Origin of the sequence: Flavobacterium sp. GSP27, assembly GCF_003970395.1 — a bacterium.
Taxonomy (GTDB): Bacteria; Bacteroidota; Bacteroidia; order Flavobacteriales; family Flavobacteriaceae; genus Flavobacterium.
Genome location: NZ_RYDP01000016.1, coordinates 34,574 through 60,587, shown reverse-complemented (window position 1 = coordinate 60,587; position 26,014 = coordinate 34,574). Strand labels below are relative to the sequence as shown.

20 protein-coding genes and 1 tRNA gene are annotated in these 26,014 nt (G+C 35.3%); 12 read left to right on the top strand and 9 right to left on the bottom strand.

Annotated elements, in window-relative coordinates:
* Nucleotides 1-206: 206 nt before the first annotated feature.
* From EKM05_RS12925 to EKM05_RS12910, 4 genes are all read left to right on the top strand, one after another.
* Nucleotides 207-1,544: a restriction endonuclease subunit S gene (locus EKM05_RS12925; protein WP_126555903.1), complete on the top strand. Its 1,338-nt coding sequence runs from the start codon at nucleotides 207-209 to the stop codon at nucleotides 1,542-1,544.
* 33 nt (nucleotides 1,545-1,577) lie between these two features.
* A complete protein-coding gene (locus EKM05_RS12920; RefSeq protein ID WP_126555893.1) occupies nucleotides 1,578-2,066 on the top strand; it encodes a hypothetical protein in 489 nt (162 codons plus the stop codon).
* Between the two features lie 136 nt (nucleotides 2,067-2,202).
* A complete protein-coding gene (locus EKM05_RS12915; RefSeq protein ID WP_126555890.1) occupies nucleotides 2,203-8,925 on the top strand; it encodes a PKD-like domain-containing protein in 6,723 nt (2,240 codons plus the stop codon).
* A 13-nt stretch (nucleotides 8,926-8,938) separates the two neighbouring features.
* Nucleotides 8,939-10,015: a PorP/SprF family type IX secretion system membrane protein gene (locus EKM05_RS12910; protein ID WP_126555887.1), complete on the top strand. Its 1,077-nt coding sequence runs from the start codon at nucleotides 8,939-8,941 to the stop codon at nucleotides 10,013-10,015.
* A gap of 264 nt (nucleotides 10,016-10,279) precedes the next feature.
* On the opposite strand, the gene EKM05_RS12905 is transcribed toward EKM05_RS12910, so the two are convergent.
* Nucleotides 10,280-10,356, bottom strand: a tRNA-Met gene (locus EKM05_RS12905).
* 152 nt (nucleotides 10,357-10,508) lie between these two features.
* On the opposite strand from EKM05_RS12905, the gene EKM05_RS12900 reads away from it, so the two are divergent.
* Complete coding sequence (locus EKM05_RS12900) at nucleotides 10,509-10,901, top strand: START-like domain-containing protein (RefSeq protein ID WP_126463160.1); 393 nt, start codon at nucleotides 10,509-10,511, stop codon at nucleotides 10,899-10,901.
* A 54-nt stretch (nucleotides 10,902-10,955) separates the two neighbouring features.
* Nucleotides 10,956-11,795 (top strand): aminotransferase class IV, encoded by an 840-nt coding sequence (locus EKM05_RS12895; RefSeq protein WP_126555885.1) that lies wholly within the window; start codon nucleotides 10,956-10,958, stop codon nucleotides 11,793-11,795.
* Here the strand turns inward: EKM05_RS12895 and EKM05_RS12890 are convergent.
* The 5 genes from EKM05_RS12890 to EKM05_RS12870 all read right to left on the bottom strand — a co-directional run bounded on the left by EKM05_RS12890 (nucleotide 11,792) and on the right by EKM05_RS12870 (nucleotide 16,365).
* Nucleotides 11,792-12,352, bottom strand: a complete 561-nt coding sequence (locus tag EKM05_RS12890; protein ID WP_126454436.1) for a YqgE/AlgH family protein — start codon at nucleotides 12,350-12,352, stop codon at nucleotides 11,792-11,794. The two genes, EKM05_RS12895 and EKM05_RS12890, sit on opposite strands and share 4 nt — an antisense overlap.
* Before the next feature lie 119 nt (nucleotides 12,353-12,471).
* Complete coding sequence (locus tag EKM05_RS12885; protein ID WP_073017033.1) at nucleotides 12,472-12,744, bottom strand: HU family DNA-binding protein; 273 nt, start codon at nucleotides 12,742-12,744, stop codon at nucleotides 12,472-12,474.
* A 179-nt stretch (nucleotides 12,745-12,923) separates the two neighbouring features.
* Nucleotides 12,924-13,871: a methionyl-tRNA formyltransferase gene (gene fmt, locus EKM05_RS12880; protein WP_126555883.1), complete on the bottom strand. Its 948-nt coding sequence runs from the start codon at nucleotides 13,869-13,871 to the stop codon at nucleotides 12,924-12,926.
* Nucleotides 13,871-15,766 carry an ATP-dependent DNA helicase RecQ gene (locus EKM05_RS12875; protein ID WP_126555880.1) on the bottom strand — a complete coding sequence of 632 codons (1,896 nt, stop codon included), beginning with the start codon at nucleotides 15,764-15,766 and terminating at the stop codon, nucleotides 13,871-13,873. The genes fmt and EKM05_RS12875 overlap by 1 nt, the downstream gene beginning before the upstream one ends.
* A 59-nt stretch (nucleotides 15,767-15,825) precedes the next feature.
* Nucleotides 15,826-16,365: an AAA family ATPase gene (locus EKM05_RS12870; RefSeq protein ID WP_126463169.1), complete on the bottom strand. Its 540-nt coding sequence runs from the start codon at nucleotides 16,363-16,365 to the stop codon at nucleotides 15,826-15,828.
* Between the two features lie 147 nt (nucleotides 16,366-16,512).
* On the opposite strand from EKM05_RS12870, the gene EKM05_RS12865 reads away from it, so the two are divergent.
* The 4 genes from EKM05_RS12865 (at nucleotide 16,513) to EKM05_RS12850 (ending at nucleotide 20,007) form a co-directional block, all read left to right on the top strand.
* Nucleotides 16,513-16,797, top strand: a complete 285-nt coding sequence (locus EKM05_RS12865) for a DUF493 family protein (RefSeq protein WP_126463171.1) — start codon at nucleotides 16,513-16,515, stop codon at nucleotides 16,795-16,797.
* Nucleotides 16,798-16,883: 86 nt separating this feature from the next.
* Complete coding sequence (locus EKM05_RS12860) at nucleotides 16,884-17,609, top strand: DUF4290 domain-containing protein (RefSeq protein ID WP_126463173.1); 726 nt, start codon at nucleotides 16,884-16,886, stop codon at nucleotides 17,607-17,609.
* Between the two features lie 104 nt (nucleotides 17,610-17,713).
* The gene (gene murA / locus EKM05_RS12855; protein ID WP_126463175.1) at nucleotides 17,714-19,024 is read left to right on the top strand and encodes a UDP-N-acetylglucosamine 1-carboxyvinyltransferase; all 1,311 of its coding nucleotides are present in this window, start codon (nucleotides 17,714-17,716) and stop codon (nucleotides 19,022-19,024) included.
* Nucleotides 19,025-19,137: 113 nt separating this feature from the next.
* On the top strand, nucleotides 19,138-20,007 hold the full coding sequence (locus EKM05_RS12850; RefSeq protein ID WP_126555878.1) for a cation diffusion facilitator family transporter: 870 nt from the start codon (nucleotides 19,138-19,140) through the stop codon (nucleotides 20,005-20,007).
* A gap of 146 nt (nucleotides 20,008-20,153) precedes the next feature.
* Here EKM05_RS12850 and EKM05_RS12845 read toward each other — a convergent pair whose 3' ends face one another.
* The 3 genes from EKM05_RS12845 to EKM05_RS12835 form a co-directional block, all read right to left on the bottom strand.
* Nucleotides 20,154-22,640 carry a DUF5686 and carboxypeptidase regulatory-like domain-containing protein gene (locus EKM05_RS12845; protein WP_126555875.1) on the bottom strand — a complete coding sequence of 829 codons (2,487 nt, stop codon included), beginning with the start codon at nucleotides 22,638-22,640 and terminating at the stop codon, nucleotides 20,154-20,156.
* A 94-nt stretch (nucleotides 22,641-22,734) separates the two neighbouring features.
* A complete protein-coding gene (gene aroQ / locus EKM05_RS12840) occupies nucleotides 22,735-23,148 on the bottom strand; it encodes a type II 3-dehydroquinate dehydratase (RefSeq protein ID WP_126555872.1) in 414 nt (137 codons plus the stop codon).
* A gap of 164 nt (nucleotides 23,149-23,312) precedes the next feature.
* Nucleotides 23,313-23,876, bottom strand: a complete 564-nt coding sequence (locus tag EKM05_RS12835; protein WP_126463181.1) for a porin family protein — start codon at nucleotides 23,874-23,876, stop codon at nucleotides 23,313-23,315.
* A gap of 420 nt (nucleotides 23,877-24,296) precedes the next feature.
* Between EKM05_RS12835 and EKM05_RS12830 the strand changes: the two genes are divergently transcribed.
* A complete protein-coding gene (locus EKM05_RS12830) occupies nucleotides 24,297-24,725 on the top strand; it encodes a porin family protein (RefSeq protein ID WP_231507397.1) in 429 nt (142 codons plus the stop codon).
* Between the two features lie 74 nt (nucleotides 24,726-24,799).
* Entirely contained in the window at nucleotides 24,800-25,696 is an 897-nt protein-coding gene (gene xerD, locus EKM05_RS12825) for a site-specific tyrosine recombinase XerD (RefSeq protein WP_126555869.1), read from the top strand.
* The last annotated feature ends 318 nt before the right edge of the window (nucleotides 25,697-26,014 follow it).

Genomic DNA, 26,014 nt, shown 5'->3' with positions numbered 1-26,014 from the left:
GGATATGAGTAATTTATTGGTTTATACGACTCCGAAGGAGTCCAATGTTTATAGCAAAAGTGTTTGTAGAGAATCCGACCCCTTTGGGGTCGAACCAATTTGGAGTATGTTTTTTTATAGACGTTTGACCCTTTCCGGGTCAAACAAAATAATTAAAAATATTTTATTAGAAGTAGAGATTCAGAATAATTTAAAGGGGTTGAGATATGAGTAATTGGAAACAAGTATCTGATTTTGTTAATTTCTCAATTAAAGGAATAACACCAAAATATGTTGAAAATAGTTCAATCATTGTTTTAAATCAAAAATGTATTCGAAATGGTAAGATCGATTATTCATTTTCTCAATATACTGATGATACTAAACAAATTTCTGAATCAAAATTTGTCAAGAGAGGTGACATCTTAATTAATTCTACTGGAACAGGAACAGCTGGAAGATGTGCTTTTGTAAATGAACTTCCAGAAAATCATCGTCTAATAACGGATTCGCATATTTTATTATTAAGATGTAATTCGTATTACGAAGCACAATGTCTAAGTTATTTACTTTTCTCATTTGAAAAAACATTAATGTCTTTTATGACTGGAAGTTCTGGTCAATCAGAATTAGATAAGGTTGTGTTATTAAATCTTAAGACTAAATTACCAACGGACTCAAATATTCAACAAAAAATAGCCAAAGTCCTTTCTGATTTAGATTCTAAAATAGAACTCAACAACCGCATCAATACCGAGCTGGAAGCGATGGCAAAAACGCTTTATGACTATTGGTTTGTGCAGTTTGATTTTCCTTATTCCCCTCCTTCGGAGGGGTGTCCGCAGGACGGGGTGGGCATTGGAAAACCGTATAAAACATCTGGAGGTAAAATGGTTTGGAATGATGAGTTGAAAAGAGAAATTCCGGAGGGTTGGGAGGTAAAAAAAGTCAAAGATATTGCAGAAACTGGTTCTGGAGGAACACCTTTAAAATCTAAAAAAGAATACTTCGAAAATGGAACAATTCCTTGGATTAATAGTGGGGAAGTTAATGCCTCTTTTATTATTTCTTCGAGAAAATTTATAACCCAAAAAGGGTTAGACAATTCAAGTGCAAAGTTGTTTCAAAGAGGGACTATTTTAATGGCGATGTATGGTGCAACTGCTGGACAAGTCAGTTTAATTGACCTTGAAGCTTCAACTAATCAAGCTGTATGTGGAATTATACCAAACGACAAGAGAATGATTCCTTATTTAAAATATGGTTTACATCAATTGTACGATTATTTAATAAATTTAAGTTCAGGTTCGGCAAGAGATAATTTATCACAGGATAAAATCAAAGAACTTTATTTTGTAATTCCTGAGGATAATTTAATGGAACAATTTTATAAAATATCAAATTCTCATTTCGAAATGATTTTAAGGAACCTAAAAGAAAACCAAGAATTCTCTTCGCTTCGCGATTGGTTGTTGCCTATGTTGATGAATGGTCAGCTACGTGTGGGTGATGGTGAAGAGGAATTGGGAATGGTTGCGGAGGAAAGCCCACGTTATGGGAAATAAAAATCAATAGTTTGATACTAAAATTAAAAAAAGATGTCAAAACACGATGAAATAAAGCAAATGCCTTTGTACCAAAAGGCAGAGCAAATCCTAAAAATCACCATGGGATTAGTAGAAATTGTACCCAAAGAAAACGAGTTTTTGCAAGAAACGACCGTACGGTTTATGATGGAAAATGCGTTCCTGATTCCGGCCAAAATTGCTGGAGCTGCAGGGGTTGGGTTGTATGATATAAAAATGGAAAATGCCGCGATTATTCGTAAAGCTGCCAGAGAATTGTATGTGCAGGCAGGAAGTTTACGTTTTGAAGAAGGCATTACTGACAAAGATTACATCGAATTATTAAGAAATACCATTGATGAATTCAGGTTATTGTTTATTGATTGGGTGGCGAGTTTTGATGTTTGGGATTATATCAAAGACAGTTGGGGATTATTTAATCCGCCTGGTGTCAATGCCCATGATAAAGATCCAGATGATGATATCCCATTTGATCCAAATGATTTTTTTGATGATATTTAGACGACATTACGGAAAACCGTAAAGGAGATAGTATTATAAACTGTAGGTTTGAACTTTCATGTTTAGGAATAAATAAATTATCCTGTTTAATTATTTGGATAAAATATAATTACTGACAGCAAACAAAATATACTTAATGAAACACTTTTACAAAATTCTATTTTTATTTATCTTCCTTTTTACTGCAATATATAGTGTTAACTCTCAGACAATTAACTTAATTAGATTTAATAATACAGCTAATTATACTGCTGGTTCAGGAGTTTCTGTAATCGTTAATCCAACAGGAATATTTCAATTGGATAATCAATTTATTTTAGAATTATCTAACGTTGGAGGGATTTTTCCGACTTCACCAACGATATTAACAACTTTAAATGAGTTTTATGCTCCTGTGATGAATGGTACACTTCCTGCTGGACTTCCTGCTGGAACTTATAAATTAAGGGTTAGAGCGACAACAGGTTTGGGGACAACACCAGAAACATATCCCACAGAAGAAACTTTATCATTTAATATTGTTCCAGGTAGTAGTGATATTCCTTCTGCTACTTCTGATTTAACAAATAATAGTTCTTTTTTTAATTGTACTTTAACCTGTTTAAAAACAACAAACATATTTGGTTCGTTGACACAAAGTTCAGGAGCTACTAGTAATATTTTGCCGAAAAAGAAGATTACAGTTTGCAATTATTTAAATACGGATAATTACAAAATAACCTTAATAGACGTAATTAATGGTACACAAACTCTCATTGCCTATAACATTGGAAATGGAGAAATAACGATCCCTGACAATTTAGCAATTGGAACGTATGTTTTTGAAATTGAAAAGAACAGTAAATCTGTGTATAGTTTGGTGTTTTTGTTTCACGGAAATGGTACAAGTTTAGGTAACTCTACAAGTGAAGTGGTTTGTGTAGGTGTAGATGTTTCATTTACTGTTGATGTAACAAATCAAGGAATTGGAAGAAATTACAGTGGTTCAAAATATAGGGTTGATTTTGGCGACAGTTCACCTGTATTGGAACTAACGCAGGCAGAATTAATGGCAAATCCAACCATAACTCATACATTTACGTCGGTATCATGTGCTAAGACTGATGGTAATTTTATTATAAAAGAAACTCTTTTAAATAAAGGCGTTTACAATGGTGGCGCTAATGCAAATTACTGTACTGAATTTTATAAAAATGGAAATGGTGTTGAGAAAAAAGTAAATGTAAGTTTAGCCCCAAAAGCAGAATTTCTTTTATCAACAAAGCAATGCATCAATCTAGACATTATTGCAACTAATAAAACAATGTTGGGGTCGTATGGGAGCAGTGGAACTTGTCTTGATAAAGCCACCTTTACATGGTATTACAAAAAACCCGGGGATGTGAGTTTTACGGAGGTTAAAATCTCTAGTTGGATTGATTCTTCGAATAATCTGAAAATTCCCAAAGCATTAATTACTATTCCAGGTTGTTGGGAAATAAAATTAACAGCAATAAATGACGATTTATGTCAGACTGTTTCTGAAGTTACTAAAACCATAAAAATAGAGATCTCACCAACAGCTACTTTCACGAATACACCAGAAACACCGATTTGTCCAAATACACAAATCCAATTTACAAATACTTCAAATGTAATTAATCTTAGTTGTCAAGAGCCAATCTATTTATGGACTGTTTCACCTTCTACTGGTTATCAATTTGTCAGTCCGTCTAATTCTGCTTCAAAAGACCCTGAAATAGTATTTACAGATCCTGGTATTTATACTGTGAAATTATCTGTTACAAATTCTTGTGGAACTGTTGTGTCGACACCAAAAATTATTGAAGTTTTAGGAAGCCCTACAGTAAGTTTTAGTCCTAACACAATATCAATATGCAATCAGGCACCACCCAATTATACAATCGATTTTAGTCAAGTCGGGACGAAGCCAAATTATAGTGTCGCTCCTTATGCTCCAACAAGTTTCTTATGGTCTATTTCCGGTAGTGGTGTCACTGCATCGGATTACAGTTTTATCGGCGGGACAACGGCTAACAGTCAGTTCCCTAAAATAAACGTTACGACATTTAAAACGTATAATATCACTGTAGTCGTTAATGGAAATTGCGCAGGCTCAGGTCAAGCTACTTTTACTTTTACATTAAATAAATTCTCCAGTTTAATTGTTACAGATCCCTTAGCAGTTTGTTCTCCTGGGACTGTAGACATTACAGTACCAGCCATAACATTAGGTTCTGACAACGGATTAATTTATAGTTATTGGACAAACGCATCAGCAACAACAGCGATATCAGCACCATCTGCGATTACAGTTTCAGGTACATACTATATCAAAGCAACGAATACGAACGGTTGTTCTATAATTAAACCAGTAACAGTAGTTGTAAATGCTTTACCAGTTATAGGAGGGACATTGTCTACATGTATTGGTGCTAGCTCACAATTATCAGGTACAGCAACAGCATCCACAACTTCACCTTGGTCATCTTCAAATCCGGCTGTCGCTTCAATTAGCGATACTGGACTAGTTACTGCATTCACAAGCGGAACTACAATAATTACGTATACAAATTCTAATGGTTGCCAGAAAACAGAAACATTTACTGTGAGTATTAATCCAAGTATTATAACCCCACAAAACCAAACCATCTGTTCCTCTACCGCTTTTTCAATAGTTCCTTCAGACGGTGTGGGAAATATTGTCCCGGTTGGAACCACCTATTCATGGTCGGCTCCTGTGGTAACTGGAGGAATTACGGGAGGTGCAGCCTTAGTAAATCAAACAACTATAAAGGGTACATTAATTAATCCAACAAATGATGTTCAAACGGCTACGTATACTATAACTCCTAAATCTGGAACTTGTACAGGGCCAACATTTACAGTAATAATTACTGTTAATCCTTCTCCAAAAGTCCAATTTTCGGGAGTAAATCAAACGCTGTGCTCTGGAAGTGACAGTTCACTAATAAGTTTATCAAGTCCTACTACCGGAAATGTTACCTTCAATTGGACGGCTACTATTCCTGCGGGAATTTCTGGCGCAACACCTTCGGGAACAGATACAATAGCAACTCAAACGCTGGTAAATTCAACCACAAATCCACTAACTGTAATTTATACTGCGACCGCTACTTTTAAAAATAATGCGGTTTCTTGTTCGGGGGTGCCTTTAGTTTATAAAATAACGGTAAGTCCTGCCATTATAACATCCAGTATTCCTTCTAATTTTAATGGATTTAATGTGAGTACTATTGGTGCAAGTGATGGAGCAATTAATGTTACCGTTACGGGAGGTTCGGGCGCTTATACTTATTTATGGTCAGGACCAAGCGGTTTTTCGGCTTCAAGTCAAGATATTTCACTTGTTCCAGCGGGCGCATACTCATTAACCATAAACGATGGACTTTGTAATCCTGTCATATTAAATTTTACCTTAACGGCACCATTAGCTTTGCTTATCCAGGAAGATACAGCAGCACAAATAAATGTTTTGTGTTTTGGTTATTTGACTGGAGCTATTAAAGTAGATGTTACACAACAATCTGTTGGACCTTATGATTATTTATTGACTTTGCAAGGAAGTGGAACAATTAATAGTATTGTTGATTCAGCAGCTACTACTTATACTTTTACGGGTTTGGGGGTAGGCATTTATGATATTAAAATTACCGATGCAAATGGAAGTGTGAAGACAATTTCTGGAATAGTAATTACGCAGCCTAACGGTATAACAGCTTCCATATCATATCCTACGAATATCAGTTGTGCTGGCAGTGCAACGGGTTCGGCAACGGTAACCGCAAGTGGTGGTGTAGGAACTTTAACCTATTCTTGGAATACGAATCCAATTCAAACTACGGCAACAGCGTCAGGTTTGAAAGCAGGAACTTATACCGTTACGATAACCGATGAAAATACTTGTTCGATACAAAAACAGGTTATGATTACGGAACCAAACGGTATTATTACATCCATTACATCTCAAACCAATGTGTTCTGTTTTGGAGATAACACGGGTTCAGCAACGGTTTCTGCCACCGGAGGTACAGGAACTTTAACCTATTCATGGGACACTATTCCAATTCAGACAACGGCAACAACAACGGGATTAGTAGTAGGTACTTATAATGTAACCATAACAGATGCCAATGGTTGTTCAAAAGTGCAAACAGTACTTATTACTCAGCCTTCTGCCGGATTGACCGCTATGATTTCGAATTCAACTAACGTGAGCTGTTTTGGAGGAAATAACGGAAATGCTACTGTCTTAGTTACTGGAGGGACTTCCCCTTATTCTTACTCTTGGAATACCAGCCCAATTCAAACCTCGGCAACAGCTATCGGGTTAAAAGCCGGAACTTATAATGTAACTGTTACTGATGCGAAAGGGTGCATTATTTTAAGCTCCGTAACAATAACAGAACCAGCAGGAATGTCTGCAACTATAACCGCTCAAACGGATGTTTTATGTTCAGGAAATAGCACCGGTTCAGCAACTGTGACTGCTACTGGAGGCACAGCGCCTTTCAGTTATTCTTGGAACACAACACCAGTTCAAACTTCAGCTGTAGCAATAAATCTGACAATCGGCACGTATACAGCCACAATTACAGATGCTAAAGGTTGTACTACAGCAGCACAAGCCACGATCACAGAACCAAACGGAATTATAATTTCAATAGCCTCACAAACCAATGTAAATTGTTTCGAAAATAATACAGGTGCAGTTACCGTTTTAGCAAGTGGTGGAACGGGAATATTGACATACTCTTGGGATACAATTCCAGTACAGACTTCGTTAAATGCAACAGGATTAATTGCAGGAACTTATCATTTGACCGTTACAGATGCTAAGAATTGCTCGAAGGTTCAAACAGTAAATATTACGCAACCCGACGATATTGGTATAACTACTGATTTAGAAAAAGACATTACTTGTTTTAATGCTGCCAATGGTGAAATTAAAATCACAATCACTGGCGGTACATTAAATTACAATTATGCTTGGACGAAAGATGGAATTTCTTATGCAACCACCGATGATATATCCAATTTAAGTCCCGGAATATATAAAGTAACCGTATCGGACGCTAATAATTGCAACCCAAAAACTGCGACATTTACCATAACAGAACCACCTGTATTAGCGGTTAGCCTAATCAGTAAAACTAATATATTGTGCTCTGGAGAATCTACAGGAGCGATACAGATTGCAGTAGTTGGAGGAACACCTACACTTTCGGGCTATAGCTTTGCTTGGACTGGACCTAACGGATTTACAAGTTCCAATAAAAATCTCACTGCTACTTCAGCTGGAACTTATAATGTACAGGTTACTGATAATTCAGGTTGTTCTAAAGTATTAAGTGTTACACTTACCCAACCAACTGCCATTGTTTTGTCAGCCACAACCACACCAATAATCTGTTATGGTTCTAATGATGCTTCTATACGTCTTGTTATAAATGGAGGTCTTGCACCCTATCGAATCGTGTGGAGTAATCTTGGCAGCGGCACGTTTCAGGATAATCTTACGGCTGGTGATTATCTAATCACCATTACAGATTCAAATAATTGTGTAAAAACACTGAATGTAAATATCCCCGAAGCCCCCATTTTTACGATCAATCCTGTAGTTAAAAACATTTCTTGTTTTGGTGCCCAAGATGGTAGTATAAATCTAAATATTATTGGAGGGATTGCTCCTGTAAAATTGGTTTGGGATGATAGTTCAGTAGCTGGAAATGTTAGAAACAATTTGAAACCAGGCTCTTACGTCGTAACTATCGTGGATGGTAAGCCTTGCGCAATCAAAAAAATTTTTATAATATTAGAACCTCAACCTTTAATTTTATCCGCTAATACTACCAATGCCTTTGATTGTGACAATGCCAATAGTGGTACAATAAATCTTCTGGTTGCTGGAGGGACACCACCTTTTACGTATTCTTGGTCAAATGGATCTACAACTGAGGATTTAGTGAATATTCCAGCAGGAAATTATCTGGTTACAGTAACTGATAGCAGAGGCTGTTCAAAACAGGCGCAATATAGCATCAATCGACCGCCACCTATCGTTATTGGAGTGGCAACCAAAACAGAATTTGATTGTGAAACCAAATACGTTAAACAAAACTTTGTAGCCCAAGTTTCGGGTGGGGTTCCGCCTTACCAATTGTCTTGGTCCAATGGAACGGTCAGCGGTTCAAATAATGAAATAATGAATACCAGTCAAAACGGAACGGCAATATTATATGTAACTGATGCCTTGGGCTGTAAAGCAAATTACTCCTTCAATGTTAAATTGCAGTCTCTTGGAACACCATCATTTAATGTAACATCATATTCTTATTTAACGTATGGTAGTTATTCTATAATGGATCCAATACAGTTTACCAATACCGCTACTGGTGATTACATCAGTATGATTTGGGACTTTAGCGACGGTAGCTTTTCAACAGATCTAAATCCAGTACATACCTTCATAAATCCAAAAGAATATACGGTAACACAAACAGTTACTTATCCGTTTGGATGCATCTATGTACAAAAAATTAGTTTTATCGTTGAAAAGGGGTATGTGTTGGTTGTTCCCACTGCTTTTACACCCAACAACGATATTGTCAATGATACATTCAGACCTGTGGCGAAGACCTTAAAAAATGTTCGCCTGGATATTTATGACACCTGGGGTTCACTTATTTATTCAGAAACCGGAGACACATTGAAAGGGTGGGATGGTAAAATAAAAGGCCAGAATGCGGAGAATGGTAATTATTATTGTAAAGTTAGCGCAGAAACTTTTTATGGAACTATTGTCACTGAAAATCACCCTTTTGTAGTAATAAAATAATCAACAACAGAGAATGAAATTAAAATTTGCTTTGTATATCCTGTTAACTTCCATATTTATTACAGAAGTTAACGCACAAGATCCTGTTTTTACACACTATTATTTTGTCCCAGAAACGCAGAACGGCGCGTTTACAGGAACCGTAAACACGTTAAACACCGGAATTTTACACCGAACACAGTGGCCCGATGGAGTTAGAAGAGTGGATACTGATTATGCCTTTATCAATGGTTCCATTGGGAATTTATCAGAAGATTCCCGTCCGAATGATTCAAATCTTCAAAATATTGGAATCGGTATCACCGTACTAAATCAGTATGAGGCTTTTACAAACTATAATTACACTCAAATTAACGGTGTGTTTTCGCTAAATCTTGACTTAGATAATTTTTATTCCGGATTAAGAATGATTTTAGGAGTAGAAGGGGGTTATGGAACTAAAAATTTTAATTTCAAAAGCCTTTTGTTTGAAGATCAAATTAATAGTAACGATGGTAGTATTGGTGATGGTAGTTCAGATCCAAGTCTTATAGGTCTACAAAATAAAATAGATTTCTTAGATATTTCATCTGGTCTTTTACTTTATACCGATGATTTTTGGCTCGGAGCTTCAGTGAAGCATCTCAATACTCCCAATATTGCCTTCGACTCTCAAGGTAAGCTCCCTTTAGATATGAACATTACTCTTCAGAGTGGATATGCATTTAATCTGGACAGTAATCCCGCTTTATCATTTTTACCGAATGATTCCAAATTAGTACTTACATCAAATTTCATGAAACAAGGACAATATAATCGATTGGATTTTGGTAGTATTGTTCATTTTAATCCATTTATTCTGGGAGTCATTGCTGCAACAAATCCTATGATTAAAAGTAGTGAAAGCCATATACTTACTTCAGTAAATCTAATTGGTTCTATTAAAATATATAACTTCACTTTTGGATATTCCTACGATGTAAGTACATCAAAAATAAAAAATACCCAAGGAGTTCATGAGTTTTCGCTTACTTGGCAGATAGGTAGGGAATGTCATAGTTGTAATAATTATTTAGCAAGAAGACCCTGGGGTAGGAATTATGATGATTAACATTTTAAAAGAAAAAACAATCAAACGAATTAATCATACTACAATCTTCTGCAACAATTAAAATTCTGAAAATTTGGTTGAAAGAGACGCGGTACACATGAAAACTACATTGCATGTTTGCCGTGTCTGTATCATACTTAAAGAATTATCAGCTCAATTCATAAAATTCGTCACTTCGGTGCTCACTGGAGTAATCAGAGGGCGATGTTTTTTGAATTATTTCCAATAAAAAACCCTAACATATTGATGTTAGGGTTTTTGCTTTGGTAGCGAGACCGAGATTTGAACTCGGGACCTCAGGGTTATGAATCCTGCGCTCTAACCGACTGAGCTATCTCGCCATAATTAGGGAAAAACCTTCCCTGAATGCGGGTGCAAATATAAAAATAAAAATATTGGATGCAACTATATTTTTAATAAAAAAATATATTTTTAAAAACACTTTTTTTATGTAGTTATATTCTATATATTTCCGAAAAATTAAATGTAGGTCATGGATCAAAAAGTACGTTACGAAATCGAGTTTCCCATAAATTCTTCTCCACAATTATTGTATCAGTATATCTCTACTCCATCAGGTTTGTCTGAATGGTTTGCAGATAATGTAAACTCTCGTGGTGAATTTTTTACTTTTATTTGGAAGGATTCCGAAGAAAAAGCAAGGCTTGCCTCTAAGAAAGCAGGTGAGAAAGTAAAATTCAAGTGGGTCGACGAGAATAGTAAAGACACGGAGTACTTTTTTGAATTGCATATTTTAGTAGATGAACTCACTAAAGACGTTTCTTTAATGGTAGTAGATTTTGCTGAAAAAGACGAGGTAGACGAGGCCACATTACTGTGGGAAAATCAAATATCGGATCTTAAACATCTAATAGGATCTGTATAGTAAAATCATATTTTATGACTTATATTTGCCTTGAATAAAATTTAGGGCTTCTTTATGATTAATTTTAATGGAACTATTGTGTCTCAGGACACCAATGTATTGTTTCAAAACCGTGCTTTTCTATATGGTGACGGTGTTTTTGAAACAGTTAAAATAGTAAATAATACAATTCTTTTTCTAGAAGATCATTATTTCAGGTTAATGTCTTCTATGCGGGTGGTGCGTATGGAAATCCCAATGAATTTCACCATGGAATACCTGGAGGAACAAATTCTCTCTTTAGTAAAAAAAACGGGTCTCTCTCTTTCCTCCCGAGCCAGAATTACAGTATATAGAAACGATGGCGGGTATTATTTGCCGCAAAATAATACGGTTTCTTTTTTGATCCATTCAATAGCGCTTGAGAACACTTTGTATTCAATTGAAAAGAAAGAATATGAGGTAGATTTATACAAAGACTTCTATATCACAAAACAATTGCTATCGTCGATCAAAACGACTAATAAAATTATCAATATAACAGGAAGTATTTTCGCTAATGAAAATGGCTTGGACAATTGCTTATTACTCAATGATAGCAAGAATGTAGTAGAAGCATTGCAGGGGAATATCTTTATGCTAATGGGTGATAAATTGATTACGCCTCCGGTTTCTGAGGGGTGTTTAAACGGCGTCATGAGAAAACAGATTTTAAGTCTGGCTAAAAAAATAGAAACTTTAGAGGTTGTCGAGGAAGTGATCTCTCCGTTTGACCTGCAAAAAGCGGATGAATTATTTATAACGAACGTAATAAAAGGCATTCAACCCATAACGCGATACCGCAAAAAAATATTTACGACTCCCGTATCGACTCAATTATTAGAAAAACTCAACGAAATAGTCCGAAATACTTAATTTAGGTATGGATTTTCCGGAGCATTAGACCAGATGAGGTATTCGCCGCCTAATTCCATAATCTGTTCTTTCCAGAAATGAGTGGCTGATGTTCCAATTATTTTGTTTTCATAGCTGTTTGCCGTTATAATCCACGAGCGACTTTCCATTTCGCTTTCTAGTTGGTTTTCATGCCAGCCGGTATAACCTAAAAAGAATCGGATATTGTCTTTGCTTATTTCTCCTTTATTGATGAGCTCTTTAGTCGCTTCAAAGTCACCACCCCAATATATTCCGTTAGATATTTCAATGCTATTTGGAATTAATTCAGGGATATTATGAATGAAATACAAGTTGTCTTGTTCTACTGGACCACCATTATAAATCTTAAATCGTGCCGCTATCTCCGGAATTAAATCGTGGATAGTGTACTTTAAAGGTTTATTAATTATGAACCCTACGGATCCTTCTTCATTATAATCAGCTAATAAAATTACCGATCTATTGAATGATAAATCCCCAATTATCTTAGGCTCTGCTATAAGCAAATATCCTTTTTTTATCTTATCTGTTATCATCGGATTAGATTTTTCATTAAATTTAGGTTTTTTATTTTAAGGGCGCCATATAAAATCGTTGAAACGTATAAAAAAACCTTCCAGATGGAAGGTTTTATTATATTTAGGAAGGATAAAAATTAGTTTACTGCACCTTCTAATTCTGCTCCAGCTTTAAATTTCACTACATTCTTAGCAGCGATTTGAATAGTTTTTCCTGTTTGAGGATTTCTACCGTCTCTTGCAGCTCTGGCAGATACTGACCATGATCCGAAACCTACTAAAGATACTCTTCCACCTTTTTTCAAAGTTCCGCCTACGTTACCTAAAAATGACTCTAAAGCTAATTTTGCTGCAGCTTTTGTAATTCCTGCATCAGCAGCGATAGCATCGATTAATTCTGATTTGTTCATAATAATTAGTTATTAATTGTTGGTTAAAAAAAATTGTTAATACACAAATTTAGTAGGAAATACGTTCCTTGCAAGCGTTTTGTGTTAATTTAGAGTATTTTGTTGATAACTTATTTTTTTTGTTGATAAAGTAAAGATTGTTTCTTGTTAAAGTGTATGAGGTGCCCTTTTTGTTGGTGTTAATAGACTTTTGCGTCAACAGAAAATACAATCCCGTTCAGAAATTCAGAAGTATTCATTTTCTTTTTGCCTGGAAACTGTAGAGTAAGTATTTGGATAAATCCTTTTTTTACAGCTACCCTCATTTCTTTTTTGGTGCAAATTAAACTCCCGACAGCATAATTATGTTCCTCAGTGATTATTTTGGCTTCGTATAGCTTTACATTCCACTCTTCACTCTTGTCGCCAAAGTAACTCCAAGCCGCTGGGTACGGACTCAAACCTCGGATCAGATTGTTTATTTCCTGCGCTGATTTTGTCCAGTCTATTTTGCAATTCTCTTTGTTGAGTTTGTAGGCTGTTTTGATATCGTTGGTGTCTTTTTGAATCACTGTCGATACACTTCCTTTTTCGATCAGTGCCAAAGTGTCAATAACGGTCTCGCTTCCTAATTCCATTAATCGGTCATGCAAATGTCCCGCATTTTCGGTTTCATCAATTGGAATTTCCGAACTTAAAATCATTGCGCCTGTATCAATTTTATCATCGATAAAAAAAGTGGTGACACCAGTTTTAGTTTCTCCATTAATGATTGCCCAGTTTATGGGTGCCGCGCCGCGATAATTCGGCAGGAGCGAAGCATGAAGATTAAAAGTGCCTAAAGAGGGCATTTCCCAAACTACTTTTGGCAGCATTCTAAACGCAACTACAGTTTGCAAATTAGCATTCAACGCTTTTAATTCAGCTAAAAAAGTTTCGTCTTTTAAGTTTAAAGGCTGCAATAAAGTTAGATTATTGGCTAGTGCGTATTCCTTTACTGCTGAGTATTTTAATTTTTGTCCGCGACCTGCAGGTTTGTCTGCAGCAGTAATGACACCTACGACTTCGTAGTTGTTTTTAAGTATCGTGTCTAATATTCCCACGGCAAATTCGGGCGTACCCATAAAAACTATTCGTAATTTTTTCATTATGATCGTAAAGTATATTTATTATTTGGTTTAACCAAAATTGTGTTGTTTTCTAGTAAATCCTGAAGTACAAAGATAACTTCGTCTGGACTATTTTTAGTTTTATTTTGAATGTCTCTTGAGTTTAAATCTTCTGCTTGTAATAACGCAATTATTTCTTTGGAAAGTACCGATACCTCTTTTTTCTTTATTTTTTTAGTAATGCAAAAGGAGCAAACGCCGCAATCAACGGTTGTTTTTTCGCCAAAATAATTTAGAATCAACTTATTTTTGCATACTTTTTTTTCACTTATATACTGAATTACGGATTGAAGCTGTTCTTTTTTTAACTGATTTTGATTTTCTAAATGCTTCGAAACTCGATTGATGGTTCTGTCATCTTCCCGAACTTCATTGAAAATTAATGTGGCGTCATTATTTTTCGAATGGTACTCTATAATTTTCTTTTCTTTTAATTTATGTAAAACAGCCTGAATTTCAGTTTCCTTATGGTTTGATTTTTTAGCAATCAGTTGCAGGTTGAATGCTGTTTGCATTTCGTAAATTCCCGGATACGTGCGCAAAATGGCTAAAATAATTTCCTCGTCATTTGGATTTAAACTCATATACCGAATCACTTCTTTGGAGGGAATAAGAAACTGCATGGTGATTTTTTCTGAAAATTCTTGAGACAGGCTAATAATTCCTTGTCGGTCCAGGAATTGCATTGCATGGTACGTTTTTAAGGTTGGGAATTCATATTTTAAACAAAAATGATGTAAATTGAAGGTAAACTGTTCATTGATTCCTTCTCCGTAAGCGATTTGAAAATAGTTGCAAAGCTTGACATACATGAGATTCAAAAACTTTTTATCAGGAAGAATAGTGATAAATTGGCTTTGAGCCTGAATGATGTCAGAGGGACTGGTTAATAAAACCGCAAAAGCTCTTTCTCCGTTTCTACCCGCACGTCCGGCTTCCTGATAATAATTTTCCATATTTTCCGGAAGCTGAATGTGAATGACCGTTTTTACATTGGCTTTGTCAATTCCCATTCCAAAAGCATTGGTTGCCACAATAACCTGTACATCCTCATTCATCCAGGATTCCATGTTTTTATCTTTTTCTTTGGACGAAAGTCCGCCGTGATAATACGTAGCTTTAAATCCTAATGAATTCAATTGAGAGGAAATATCCAGACACGATTTCCTGTTTCGTACATATATTATGGAAGGTTGTGGATTTTTCTTCAGGATTTGTTCGATTCGGAACAGTTTATCCTCGACCTCAAAAATCATATAAGCAATATTTTCTCTGGCAAATGATTTTTCAAAAATCTGTGGTTTATGTAGTCCCAGTTCTGCGATGATATCTTTTTTGACTCTTGGCGTTGCAGTAGCGGTTAAGGCTAAAAATGGTACTGTTGGAAAATGCTTTTTTAGTTCTGAAATTTTTAAATAAGCTGGTCGGAAATCATGTCCCCATTGGGAAACGCAATGCGCTTCATCGATTGTGATTAAATGGATGGGAAGATTTTTTATTCGTTCTAAAATCCAATCGGATTGAAGACGCTCTGGCGATAAATAAAGGAATTTGTAATTTCCGAATTGGCAATTGTCCAATAAATCAATCATTTCTTCGGATCGAATTCCGCCTGTCAGCGCTATGGCTTTGATGTTTCGCTGTTGCAAATTGGCGACTTGATCTTTCATGAGCGCTACCAATGGCGAGATAACCAGGCAAATGCCTTCTTTCATCATTGCCGGAATCTGGAAACAAATTGATTTTCCACCGCCGGTTGGCATCAATGCAAAAGTATCTTGACCACTTAAAACGGAATCGATGATTTCCTTTTGCAGTGACCTGAATTTGTTGTGCTTCCAATATTTTTGAAGAATAGCTTCTGCTTCTTGCATAGAGTATAGATTTCATTTCATTGAAAAACAGTCCAAAGCATAGATCCTAAACCTGCAGACTATCTGGAAATTTCATCTAAGATAAAAAGAATTCGGTTATCCATCGTATCTTTTGGAACTTCTATGAGTTTGTACCCATAATTTTCATAGGTTTCAGTGAGATGATTGTAGATGAGTTTCGCTTGTTCGAAGTTTTCATAACGTTCGTGGTCGCTGATATAAATTTCTTCCCAAGGTGGGAGTATGAATATTTTTGAGTAGGTGTGTTCGCGGCAAGCCGTATCAAAAGTAGCAGGATAACTATCGCCTATGTAATGCATATAGGCCAAAACATCCGGAATTCCTCTGTCTATAAATACAATATCGTGGATTTCTTTAGAAGCATTTTGAAATTGTTTTTTTCTTCCTTCAAGAAGCAATTCGCTGAATAACAGTGGTTTTTCTAGGAATAATTGCTCGATTCCTTGTTTTTTTGCTTCCAATGTTACTTCCCGGGAAATTTCGGGATAACAACAATGTCCCTGAGCTATCAATCCATCGATGATAGTAGTTTTACCGGTTCCTGGACCGCCAATGATAACTATAATTTCTTTCTGCACTTTTAAAAAATAAGGGGCAAATTTACTTAAACTTATTGGGATTTGAAAAAATCATTGCGGTTAAAGTGCGATTAGACAAAAAATCATATTTCAAAATTCATAATTCACGTTTGAAACCGTATATTTGCCTTTATTTTTAAATAAAAAATGGATAAGAAGACGGAAGAATTTTACGATAGATTAAAAGTAGAGTTGGATATGAGCAATACATGGCCAGCAGAATATTTATTTAAATTTATTGTGCCAACAGAAAGTGATAATGTAGAACGTGTTGAGTTGGCTTTTGATTGTATGGGAGCAGTTATCAAAACCACAAAATCCAAAACAGGCAAATTTACCAGTATATCTGTTGATGTGACTGTGAAAGATGCACAAGAAATAGTAGATAAATACCTAGAAGTCTCTACAATAAAAGGCATTGTTTCTCTTTAGATATAAAAAAATTGGGATGGGTGTTCGAATGATTCCACTATTCGAAAAAGAAAACACGTAAATCAAAAAAATATATACATTCAAATATGAATTCAAAATATAGTAAAGAAAATGCGAACGATGTAGTGCATCATTTGGAATACAATGCAGAGCGATCGCATTTGATTATTCCGGAGTACGGGCGTCATTTGCAAAAATTAATTGATCAGGCAACTAAAATTGAAGATGATGTAGAACGCAATAAAGCGGCAAAATACATTATTCAGGTCATGGGTAGCTTGAATCCGCATTTGCGTGATGTTCCTGATTTTCAGCACAAATTATGGGATCAAATTTTCATAATGTCTGATTTTAAACTAGTGGCGGATTCGCCCTACCCAACTCCATCTCGCGAAGTCTTGCAGCTGAAACCGGATGTGTTGAGTTATCCTCAGAATTTTCCTAAATACAGGTATTACGGCAACAACATAAAATACATGATTGACGTGGCCAATAAATGGGAAGATGGCGATATGAAAAGTGCCTTGGTGAAAGTAATTGCCAATCACATGAAAAAATCATATTTGAGTTGGAACAAAGACACAGTAAAAGATGATGTCATTTTTGAACATTTATTTGAACTCTCTGATGGCAAGTTGAATTTGATTCAAAGTTCAGAGGAATTATTAAATACCACTGATTTATTACGAACCAATAAGCGGGTTTCGAATAAAATATTGCCGGTAGGACAACCCAAAATTCTTAGCAATAAGAATACAAAAACAGGAAAACCAAATCCGATTCACAAGAACCAAAATAGGAAACCTTTGTAAGTCAGTTATAAATTGGAGTTATAAGTTTTGAATTTTGTTCTATTACTTTTAGCTCGTAACTTTTTAACTCATAACTAATAATTTATAACTCATAACTGTAAAAAATGGGAATTTTCAAAATAGAAGGTGGCATCAGTCTAAAAGGAGAAATCACGCCACAAGGGGCAAAAAATGAAGCGTTGCAAATTTTATGTGCCGTTCTTTTAACACCTGAAAAAGTAATTATCAATAATATTCCTGATATTATTGACATCAATAAACTAATTACGCTTCTAGGAAATTTAGGAGTAAAAATTCAAAAAAATGGATCAGGCTCGTATACTTTTCAAGCTGATGAAGTGAATATAGAGTATCTGGAAACCGAAGCATTCAAGAAAGAAGGCGGTTCTTTAAGAGGTTCTATCATGATTGTTGGACCACTTTTGGCACGATTTGGAAAAGGATATATCCCAAAACCAGGTGGTGATAAAATAGGCCGTCGAAGATTGGATACGCATTTTGAAGGATTCATCAATCTGGGCGCTAAATTTCGTTACAACAGAGAAGATCATTTTTATGGCGTTGAAGCACCAAAAGGATTAAAAGGGGCCGATATGTTATTAGACGAAGCCTCCGTAACCGGAACCGCAAATATTGTTATGGCTGCCGTTTTGGCCAAAGGAAAAACAACAGTGTATAATGCAGCTTGTGAACCTTACTTGCAACAATTGTGTAAGATGTTGAACTCTATGGGAGCTAAAATAACTGGAGTTGGGTCTAACTTATTGACTATTGAAGGAGTTGAAAGTTTAGGTGGTTGCGAGCATAGAATTCTTCCAGATATGATTGAAATTGGGAGCTGGATTGGCCTGGCTGCAATGACAAAATCAGAGATTACAATAAAAAATGTCAGCTGGGACAACCTTGGTGTTATTCCTACGACCTTTAGAAAACTTGGAATTACGCTGGAACGTCGTGGCGATGATATATACATTCCTGCTCACGTAGATGGATATGAAGTAAAAACAGATATTGACGGTTCTATTTTGACAATTGCTGATGCACCTTGGCCCGGATTTACTCCGGATTTATTGAGTATTGTGCTTGTAGTTGCCACTCAGGCAAGAGGTGATGTTTTGATTCACCAAAAAATGTTTGAAAGCAGATTGTTCTTTGTGGATAAATTGATTGATATGGGAGCAAAAATTATGTTGTGCGATCCGCATAGAGCAGTTGTGATGGGGCATGATTTCAAATCGCAGCTCAAAGCCACCACAATGTCATCACCGGATATTCGTGCGGGAATTTCATTATTGATTGCTGCGCTTTCCGCAAAAGGAACGAGTACAATTCAAAACATTGAACAAATCGACAGAGGATACGAACGTATTGACGAACGATTGAGAGCTATTGGTGCAAATATTGTACGTGCATAAATAACATAAATCATAAAAATTTTCGTTTAAGTAAGCCAGAAAGAATTTAAATCTAAAATTTAATTCGGTTTACTTAAACGATTTTACTTTTATTTCATCTTTAAACAAAGCGCATGTCAAGCGAACAAACAGCGATCAAGGCGACTTATTTTAGCATTATAGGGAATACTTGCCTGGCTATTATTAAAGGGTTGGCCGGTTTTTTCGGAAATTCGTATGCACTAATTGCAGACGCAATTGAATCAACGACTGATATTTTTGCTTCTTTTTTGGTGTTGTTCGGAATTAAATATTCCAACAGGCCAGCGGATAAAAATCATCCGTACGGACATGGTAGAGCAGAACCTTTGATTACTTTTCTGGTGGTAGGTTTTTTGATTACTTCGGCCACAATTATTGCCTATGAAAGTATTGTAAATATTGGAACGCCACATCAATTACCAAAACCATGGACATTACTCGTTCTGGCTGCAATTATTATTTGGAAAGAATATTCGTTTCGACTGGTGATGAAAAGAAGCATTCAAACCAATAGTTCCTCACTACGAGCTGATGCTTGGCACCATCGAAGTGATGCCATAACTTCTGTGGCGGCATTTGTTGGAATTTCGATTGCCTTGATTTTAGGGGATGGTTACGAATCTGCGGATGATTGGGCTGCACTTTTTGCTTCGGGATTCATACTTTATAACAGTTACCTTATTTTTAGACCCGCTTTGGGCGAAATAATGGACGAACATTTATACGACGATTTAATAGCTCAAATCCGAATGGTTTCCATTCAGGTTGACGGAATTATCGATACCGAGAAATGTTTTATTCGAAAAGCCGGCATGCAATATCATGTAGATTTACATGCTACGGTCGATTCAAATATTACCGTGAAAGAAGGACACGATCTGGCTCATAAACTAAAGGATACTTTGCTAGAGGAAATTCCGGAATTGGGACAGGTGTTGATTCATGTGGAACCAAATGATTAATATTGTGGTGTATGATAAAACTAAAAAAGACACCAAAACTATTTTCGAGTGCCTTTTTTTAATTCGTTATGTTTTTGTCACATCGAGCGCAGTCGAGATGCCGTTATATTTTCCGACTGTACTGCAACTGACAAATAGATTCTTTTTTATTCCAATATATTCAAAAATTTGAGCCCAAATACTACTCCGTCTCCTTGAAATCCATTTTGGTACGAACGAACATAATCGATACGGAGCATTTTAAATTTACCGAAACCTAAATTGTCTAACCCAACTGTAATTTCAGTATAAGGTTTGTTGTTTGGCGTAGACAGCGCGTGAGCACCCAGTGTCAAAGTTGATTTTAGTTTGTTCAATAAAGGTATTTTATTCATGATATAGCCTTTGTCGTTGTATTCCGTATGCACTTCAAAATAGCTGTCGTTCGTACTGTTAGAGTAATACGGCAGTAAGTTAAATACATTCAAATAGCGCGCTGACTGCCCAATGTGGGTTTGATTGCCATTAAAATGCTTGTAATCTATAAAAGCAATGTTATCTGCATTCAGAAACTTCCCCGCTTTTAGATTCAACCCTAAAACACCTTTATTTTTCAATGTCAAATCATACGTCAATCGGCTATTGAAATGGTCAAACTCATACTTCTTTTCATTAGCCGCAATTGCTTTTTCATAGCCTAAATAAAGAGTTGGATATTTTTCATTTCGGATGTTAAATTTTCCATCGGGACGGGAGGAATATTTGTTTCCAAAATTGATTTTTGCAAGTAAATTAATTTTCGTCAAATGGTGTTTTTCAAAACCGGGAGTGGTGAAATCATTTGGTACCAACGGATTATTCGAAGTGTATAATTCGTCCTTGTTAAAAAAAGAAAAATCCGTATTGTTGAATACTGGTTTGCGTTGCTGGTATTCTATCTTTCCATTGAGATTCACGCCATTTGCAACATCTTGGCTGTAGCCAATTGCCGCTGATTCCAGATTATACAACTTCATAAAATTGTTCTTGAATGCTAGGGAACTGATTGTGTTTATTACTTTACTGATGGGTTCATTCGGATTAAATTGCTTTACAGAACTGCCTCCTGTCATATATAAAGTGGCATAATTCTGATTGTTGAACCGGTGGATAAATTGTCCGGTGACACGCAAACGATCTTCGGCAAAACCGTAATTGAGTTTTGTACTTATGGAAGTGTAGATTCCTTTACTTTCCTGATTTTTCCAGTTGGTGTATTTAAATCCTGAGTCAAAATTATATCCTTGCACCGTATTGAAACTCAATGAACCAAGATTTAATAATCCTTCATAACTAAAACTGTGTTTTTTGCTACTGTTTTTATAGGTGTAGCCGCTCAGTAGCTTCAAGATTTTGAACTTGTTCTCTTTTGTGTCTACTGAATCCAGGTATTTTTCGGAATTTCGGACCTTGTAAATGCTGTCTTTTCTAAAATAATCCATGCTTTCTTCATTTGTTAACGGAATGGGTCTGTTGGTATTCCAGAATAAGCTGTCTTTTTTATTGGCATTTATTTCGATTCTCGTAATTTCATTTGTAAATGTTTTGGGTGCAAAAGCATTTATGAATTCATAATTGCTATACACGTAATTGTATTTTCCGGTAAATTTTATCCCAAAAGCACCTGCTGTGATTTCGAGACTTTGGGTATTTTTGGCCCAGATTTTATTGCTGTTGTTGTAACTGAAATTTTGTTTTAAGGTCATCACATCCATAAATTCTTCTTTTATTCGGTAGCCTTTTATATCCAGATCAACGGCGTAAATCGCCCAGGAGTCTTCCACTATATAAATGTACCCTTCAAAAACGGGTTCACTGTCGCGCTTTGCAATCACTTTTATTTTGTTGATCATGTTTGTATTCTCGTCAAAAAAAGTGCTTTCTAAGGTGTAATTATAGTAGTTGAACGCGTTGTTCGCTATTGGAGAAATCATTTGGACACTAAAATCGATGGTGTTGTCATAAAAATCGTAGAATGAAGATGTAGCCGTATTGTAGCTGTAGCCATTGTCTCTGCCACTTACTTTTGAGGCAGTAACTACTTCTTTTAAGTTATTGGGTTTCTCAAATGCTATTTTTGAAAACGTTTCAGATAAGGAAATGATTCCGGTTCCGGTAGAATCCAGTGCGCCATCAAGATCACCAATTTTTTGGCCTAATATTTTTTTTGGGGCATTTTTTAGTTTAAAAATACCGCGGGAATAAAAGTTAGCGTTGAATCGATTTGTTTTTTTGGTGTTTTGTTTTCTGCTGGCAATGGCACTTTTTATTATCGCTAAAGCCGGATTGTTTTTTTTGTTGATGATTACTTCGTTCAGCGAGAAACTTTCTTCGATCATTTTGATGTGCAACGAATAAGGGAGTTTGTCTGTTTGTATAACTACTTTCTGGGTTTTAAAACCTAAAAATTGAAAGACAACTGTTTGTTTTTCCTTTTTCTTTAAGTTGAATTCATAGTTTCCTTGCTCGTTTGAAGTGGTTCCATTATAGGTGTCCTCCTGAAAAATAGTCACAAAAGGCAAGGGATTTCCTTTTTCGTCCGAAACGGTTCCTTTAATTTGTGCAGTACTGACAAATGAAACTAATAAAAGCAGTAGTAAGTAGTATTTTTTCATGAAAGTTTTTTCTTTCACAAAAATAGAAGAAGTTACAAAAGAGCGTATTAATTATTTGTTAAAGATTTATCTAATGGCTTATTTTATTTTGATACTACAAAAATGACTGAATCGCCAGCTCATAACTCTTTAAACCAAAACCCAGAATAACACCTTTGGTATTTCCAGAAATATAGGATTGATGTCTAAAACTTTCACGGGAAAACGTATTCGAAATATGAACTTCAACCACTGGAGTGGTAACGGCTTTTACAGCGTCGCCAATTCCTATAGAAGTATGTGTATACGCTCCGGCATTTAGGATTATGCCATCAAATGAAAAACCAAATTCCTGAATTTTATCAATTAATTCCCCTTCAATGTTACTTTGGAAATAAGTAAATGCTATTGCTGGGTATTTAATTTGTAAAGTAGTGAAATATTCTTCAAAAGTTTGATTTCCGTAAACTGAAGGCTCGCGTTGACCCAGAAGATTGAGGTTCGGTCCATTGATGATACTAATTTTCATAAGTAGTTGCTATTTGTTTTTTATTTGAATATCGAATTCCCATGTGGCTTATCTGGTTTTCATTACATTTCCGATACGCTCATTTTATAATTCCTGCTTCTGTAAAAATAAAAAAACCGTTCCACTTTATAGAACGGTTTTAATAAATTTAATTTTTTATTTTTTTAGAATGTAAATCCTGCTGAAATTTGAAGAACAGAGTTCTTAACTTCTGCTTGTTTTGAAGCTTCAGTTAATCCTAACACATAACGACCTTGAAGGAAAATGTGTTTAGTTACATTTAGAGTTAAACCACCGGCTACTCCAAATTCAAAAGTTTCTGCATTTTTTACATCAAATTCTCTTCTTTCACTCAATAGGAATGAGGCCTGAGGGCCAAGATCTAAACTGACTGTTTTGTTGAAATGAAATTTAGCCATCACTGGAATAGATAAATATCCTAACTCTTTTTTGAATTCTGTAGCCGCATATTTATATGATGCTCCCTGAGTGGAATACAATAATTCGGGTTGTATCGAAAAACCATCTGTCAATTTCAGTTCAGCTACTAGACCCGCATGATAACTCGTTATAGCTTCTTTATCATAATTACCGCTGTTGATGGTGATATCAGTTCCTGATTGATTGGCGTAATTTAAACCCCCTTTAAACCCAAACTTTATCAATTGTGCTTGCATGTCTACTGACGCGGCAAGAAGAACTACTGTAACAAGAATTATTTTTTTCATATTTTTTTTTTTAAATTAATTTAATGAGTACATTTATTACAAACTGTTTTGTTTGATTATTATTGTTGTCTTCTCTCTAATCAAAAATTAGTCCACATTTTGTTAATAGGAATAATAGTTATTTTTTTTAATTATTATTCTTGGTTAGTTTGGATTAAAATGTTACAATTGAGTGCGTTGTGTATTTGTAAATTTATAATTATATTTTTTATGTGAAGAAAAATACTGTGAATTTTAAAAGTTATTTTTTTCATAAAAATCGTACAAAATATTTAGCATTATCTACTTTCGTTCCAATAAAAACAAATCAATATGAAAAAAATTATGCTGTCCGGTATTGCCTTTTTTGCTTTTTTAGTTGCTCAAGCTCAAGAAAATGAATTGCAAATGCAAGGAAATCAAGGTTCTAACGGAAAATGATTGATTGAAGCAAATACAGGTTTTGGGCAAAATGTAGGCAATACTTCTTTGTACTTTAAAACATCTGATGGTGTTACCGCCTATAATATAGGGCTTGAAGGGGGTTATTTTATTAAAGATAACTTAGCAATTAAAGTGGGATTAGGCTATGGCGACGATGGTGTCAGTACTCTCACGGACCCAATTGCGTATAAATTAGGATTGAAGTATTATTTTAAAAGTAAAATTCCGGTCGAGATTTCCTATAATGGTGTAGGCTTTGGCGATACAGATGCAAATCCTGCCTACATTGGTTTTCAAGCAGGATACGCTTTTTTTCTTGGCAAAAATGTAAGTATGGAACCAGGTATTCGCTACAATAATGCGGTTAACAAATCGTTTTATGATTCAAATTTTCAATTTAATATGGGTTTTGCATTGCATTTCTAAAGTTTGCATAGTTACATTCAAAAGCCTCTCAATTTGGAAGGTTTTTTAATGAATAAAAGTGTTACTTTGTGTTTATGAATTGGACTGCTTACATAAAAAGGTATCAATCGTACTTAAAAATTGAGCGCGGTTTGTCTCACAACACAATAGAAAATTATTCGTTTGATGTACAACGATTGTGTCTTTTTTTGACTGAAAATAAAATGGAAGTTTCACCCATTCAAATTGATGAAGAAATACTTCAACAGTTTATTTACAGTGTTTCAAAAGAAGTGAATCCCCGTTCACAAGCCCGAATTATCTCTGGTCTTAAAAGTTTTTTTGGTTATTTAATGTTTGAGGACTATCGAACAGATAATCCATTAGAACTTATAGAAACACCCAAAACGGGCAGGAAACTTCCAGATATTTTATCTGTTGATGAGATCGATACTCTTATTGCAGCCATTGATTTGACCTCTAATGAAGGGGAACGCAATCGCGCTATGATGGAAACCCTTTATGGTTGTGGGCTTCGGGTTTCGGAATTAGTGGCATTAAAAATGTCCGACTTGTTTTTTGAAGAGGGTTTTATAAAAGTTACCGGAAAAGGAAACAAACAGCGCTTTGTACCTGTAGGGGATTATACTCAAAAATTCATCATTATCTACAGGGATACAAAACGAAATCAACTGAATATAAAAAAAGGTTTTGAAGATACGTTGTTTTTAAATAGAAGGGGAAGCCAATTGACAAGAGCCATGATTTTTACGATAATCAAAAATTTAGCGTCAGTCATAGCGTTGCACAAAACAATTAGTCCACATACCCTGCGGCATTCTTTTGCCACACACCTTTTAGAAAACGGGGCTGATTTGCGTGCAATACAATTGATGCTTGGTCATGAATCAATCACCACAACGGAAATATACGTACACCTTGACAGAACATTTCTTACTCAGGTTCTAAATACTTTTCACCCAAGAAAGTAATATTTTTATTAGCTTAACCTGTTGGTTGTAATTAGATTTTGATGAAAATTTTCGTCAGTTCGAGTGATCCCGCTTTTAGGCGGGATTATATCGAGAACTAGAAAATTAGTATTAATAACGATTCTCGATACACGTCACTTCGAGTGCGAAGCGTATCGAGAAGTTTTGTTCCGTTTTACTCTACAAAAAACACTCGAACTGACGTTTTGAACAATTGTACCCAACGGGTTAGTTTAGTTTAGTTGAAATTTTATAAAATTGATACTTTTTTTATGTTTGAATAAAAATAAAATCTAAATTATAATCGCATTTAAATGA

What these genes read in the sequence shown, in the direction of transcription:
- EKM05_RS12860 (WP_126463173.1), top strand. Translation starts at nt 16,884, where the DNA reads ATGAATTCAAAATATAGTAAAGAAAATGCGAACGATGTAGTGCATCAT.
- EKM05_RS12890 (WP_126454436.1), bottom strand. Translation starts at nt 12,352, where the DNA reads ATGATAACAGATAAGATAAAAAAAGGATATTTGCTTATAGCAGAGCCT.
- fmt (WP_126555883.1), bottom strand. Translation starts at nt 13,871, where the DNA reads ATGAAAAAATTACGAATAGTTTTTATGGGTACGCCCGAATTTGCCGTG.
- EKM05_RS12900 (WP_126463160.1), top strand. Translation starts at nt 10,509, where the DNA reads ATGGATCAAAAAGTACGTTACGAAATCGAGTTTCCCATAAATTCTTCT.
- EKM05_RS12895 (WP_126555885.1), top strand. Translation starts at nt 10,956, where the DNA reads ATGATTAATTTTAATGGAACTATTGTGTCTCAGGACACCAATGTATTG.
- EKM05_RS12910 (WP_126555887.1), top strand. Translation starts at nt 8,939, where the DNA reads ATGAAATTAAAATTTGCTTTGTATATCCTGTTAACTTCCATATTTATT.
- EKM05_RS12875 (WP_126555880.1), bottom strand. Translation starts at nt 15,766, where the DNA reads ATGCAAGAAGCAGAAGCTATTCTTCAAAAATATTGGAAGCACAACAAA.
- EKM05_RS12915 (WP_126555890.1), top strand. Translation starts at nt 2,203, where the DNA reads ATGAAACACTTTTACAAAATTCTATTTTTATTTATCTTCCTTTTTACT.
- EKM05_RS12865 (WP_126463171.1), top strand. Translation starts at nt 16,513, where the DNA reads ATGGATAAGAAGACGGAAGAATTTTACGATAGATTAAAAGTAGAGTTG.
- EKM05_RS12835 (WP_126463181.1), bottom strand. Translation starts at nt 23,876, where the DNA reads ATGAAAAAAATAATTCTTGTTACAGTAGTTCTTCTTGCCGCGTCAGTA.
- EKM05_RS12885 (WP_073017033.1), bottom strand. Translation starts at nt 12,744, where the DNA reads ATGAACAAATCAGAATTAATCGATGCTATCGCTGCTGATGCAGGAATT.
- aroQ (WP_126555872.1), bottom strand. Translation starts at nt 23,148, where the DNA reads ATGAAAATTAGTATCATCAATGGACCGAACCTCAATCTTCTGGGTCAA.
- EKM05_RS12850 (WP_126555878.1), top strand. Translation starts at nt 19,138, where the DNA reads ATGTCAAGCGAACAAACAGCGATCAAGGCGACTTATTTTAGCATTATA.
- EKM05_RS12920 (WP_126555893.1), top strand. Translation starts at nt 1,578, where the DNA reads ATGTCAAAACACGATGAAATAAAGCAAATGCCTTTGTACCAAAAGGCA.
- murA (WP_126463175.1), top strand. Translation starts at nt 17,714, where the DNA reads ATGGGAATTTTCAAAATAGAAGGTGGCATCAGTCTAAAAGGAGAAATC.
- xerD (WP_126555869.1), top strand. Translation starts at nt 24,800, where the DNA reads ATGAATTGGACTGCTTACATAAAAAGGTATCAATCGTACTTAAAAATT.
- EKM05_RS12925 (WP_126555903.1), top strand. Translation starts at nt 207, where the DNA reads ATGAGTAATTGGAAACAAGTATCTGATTTTGTTAATTTCTCAATTAAA.
- EKM05_RS12845 (WP_126555875.1), bottom strand. Translation starts at nt 22,640, where the DNA reads ATGAAAAAATACTACTTACTACTGCTTTTATTAGTTTCATTTGTCAGT.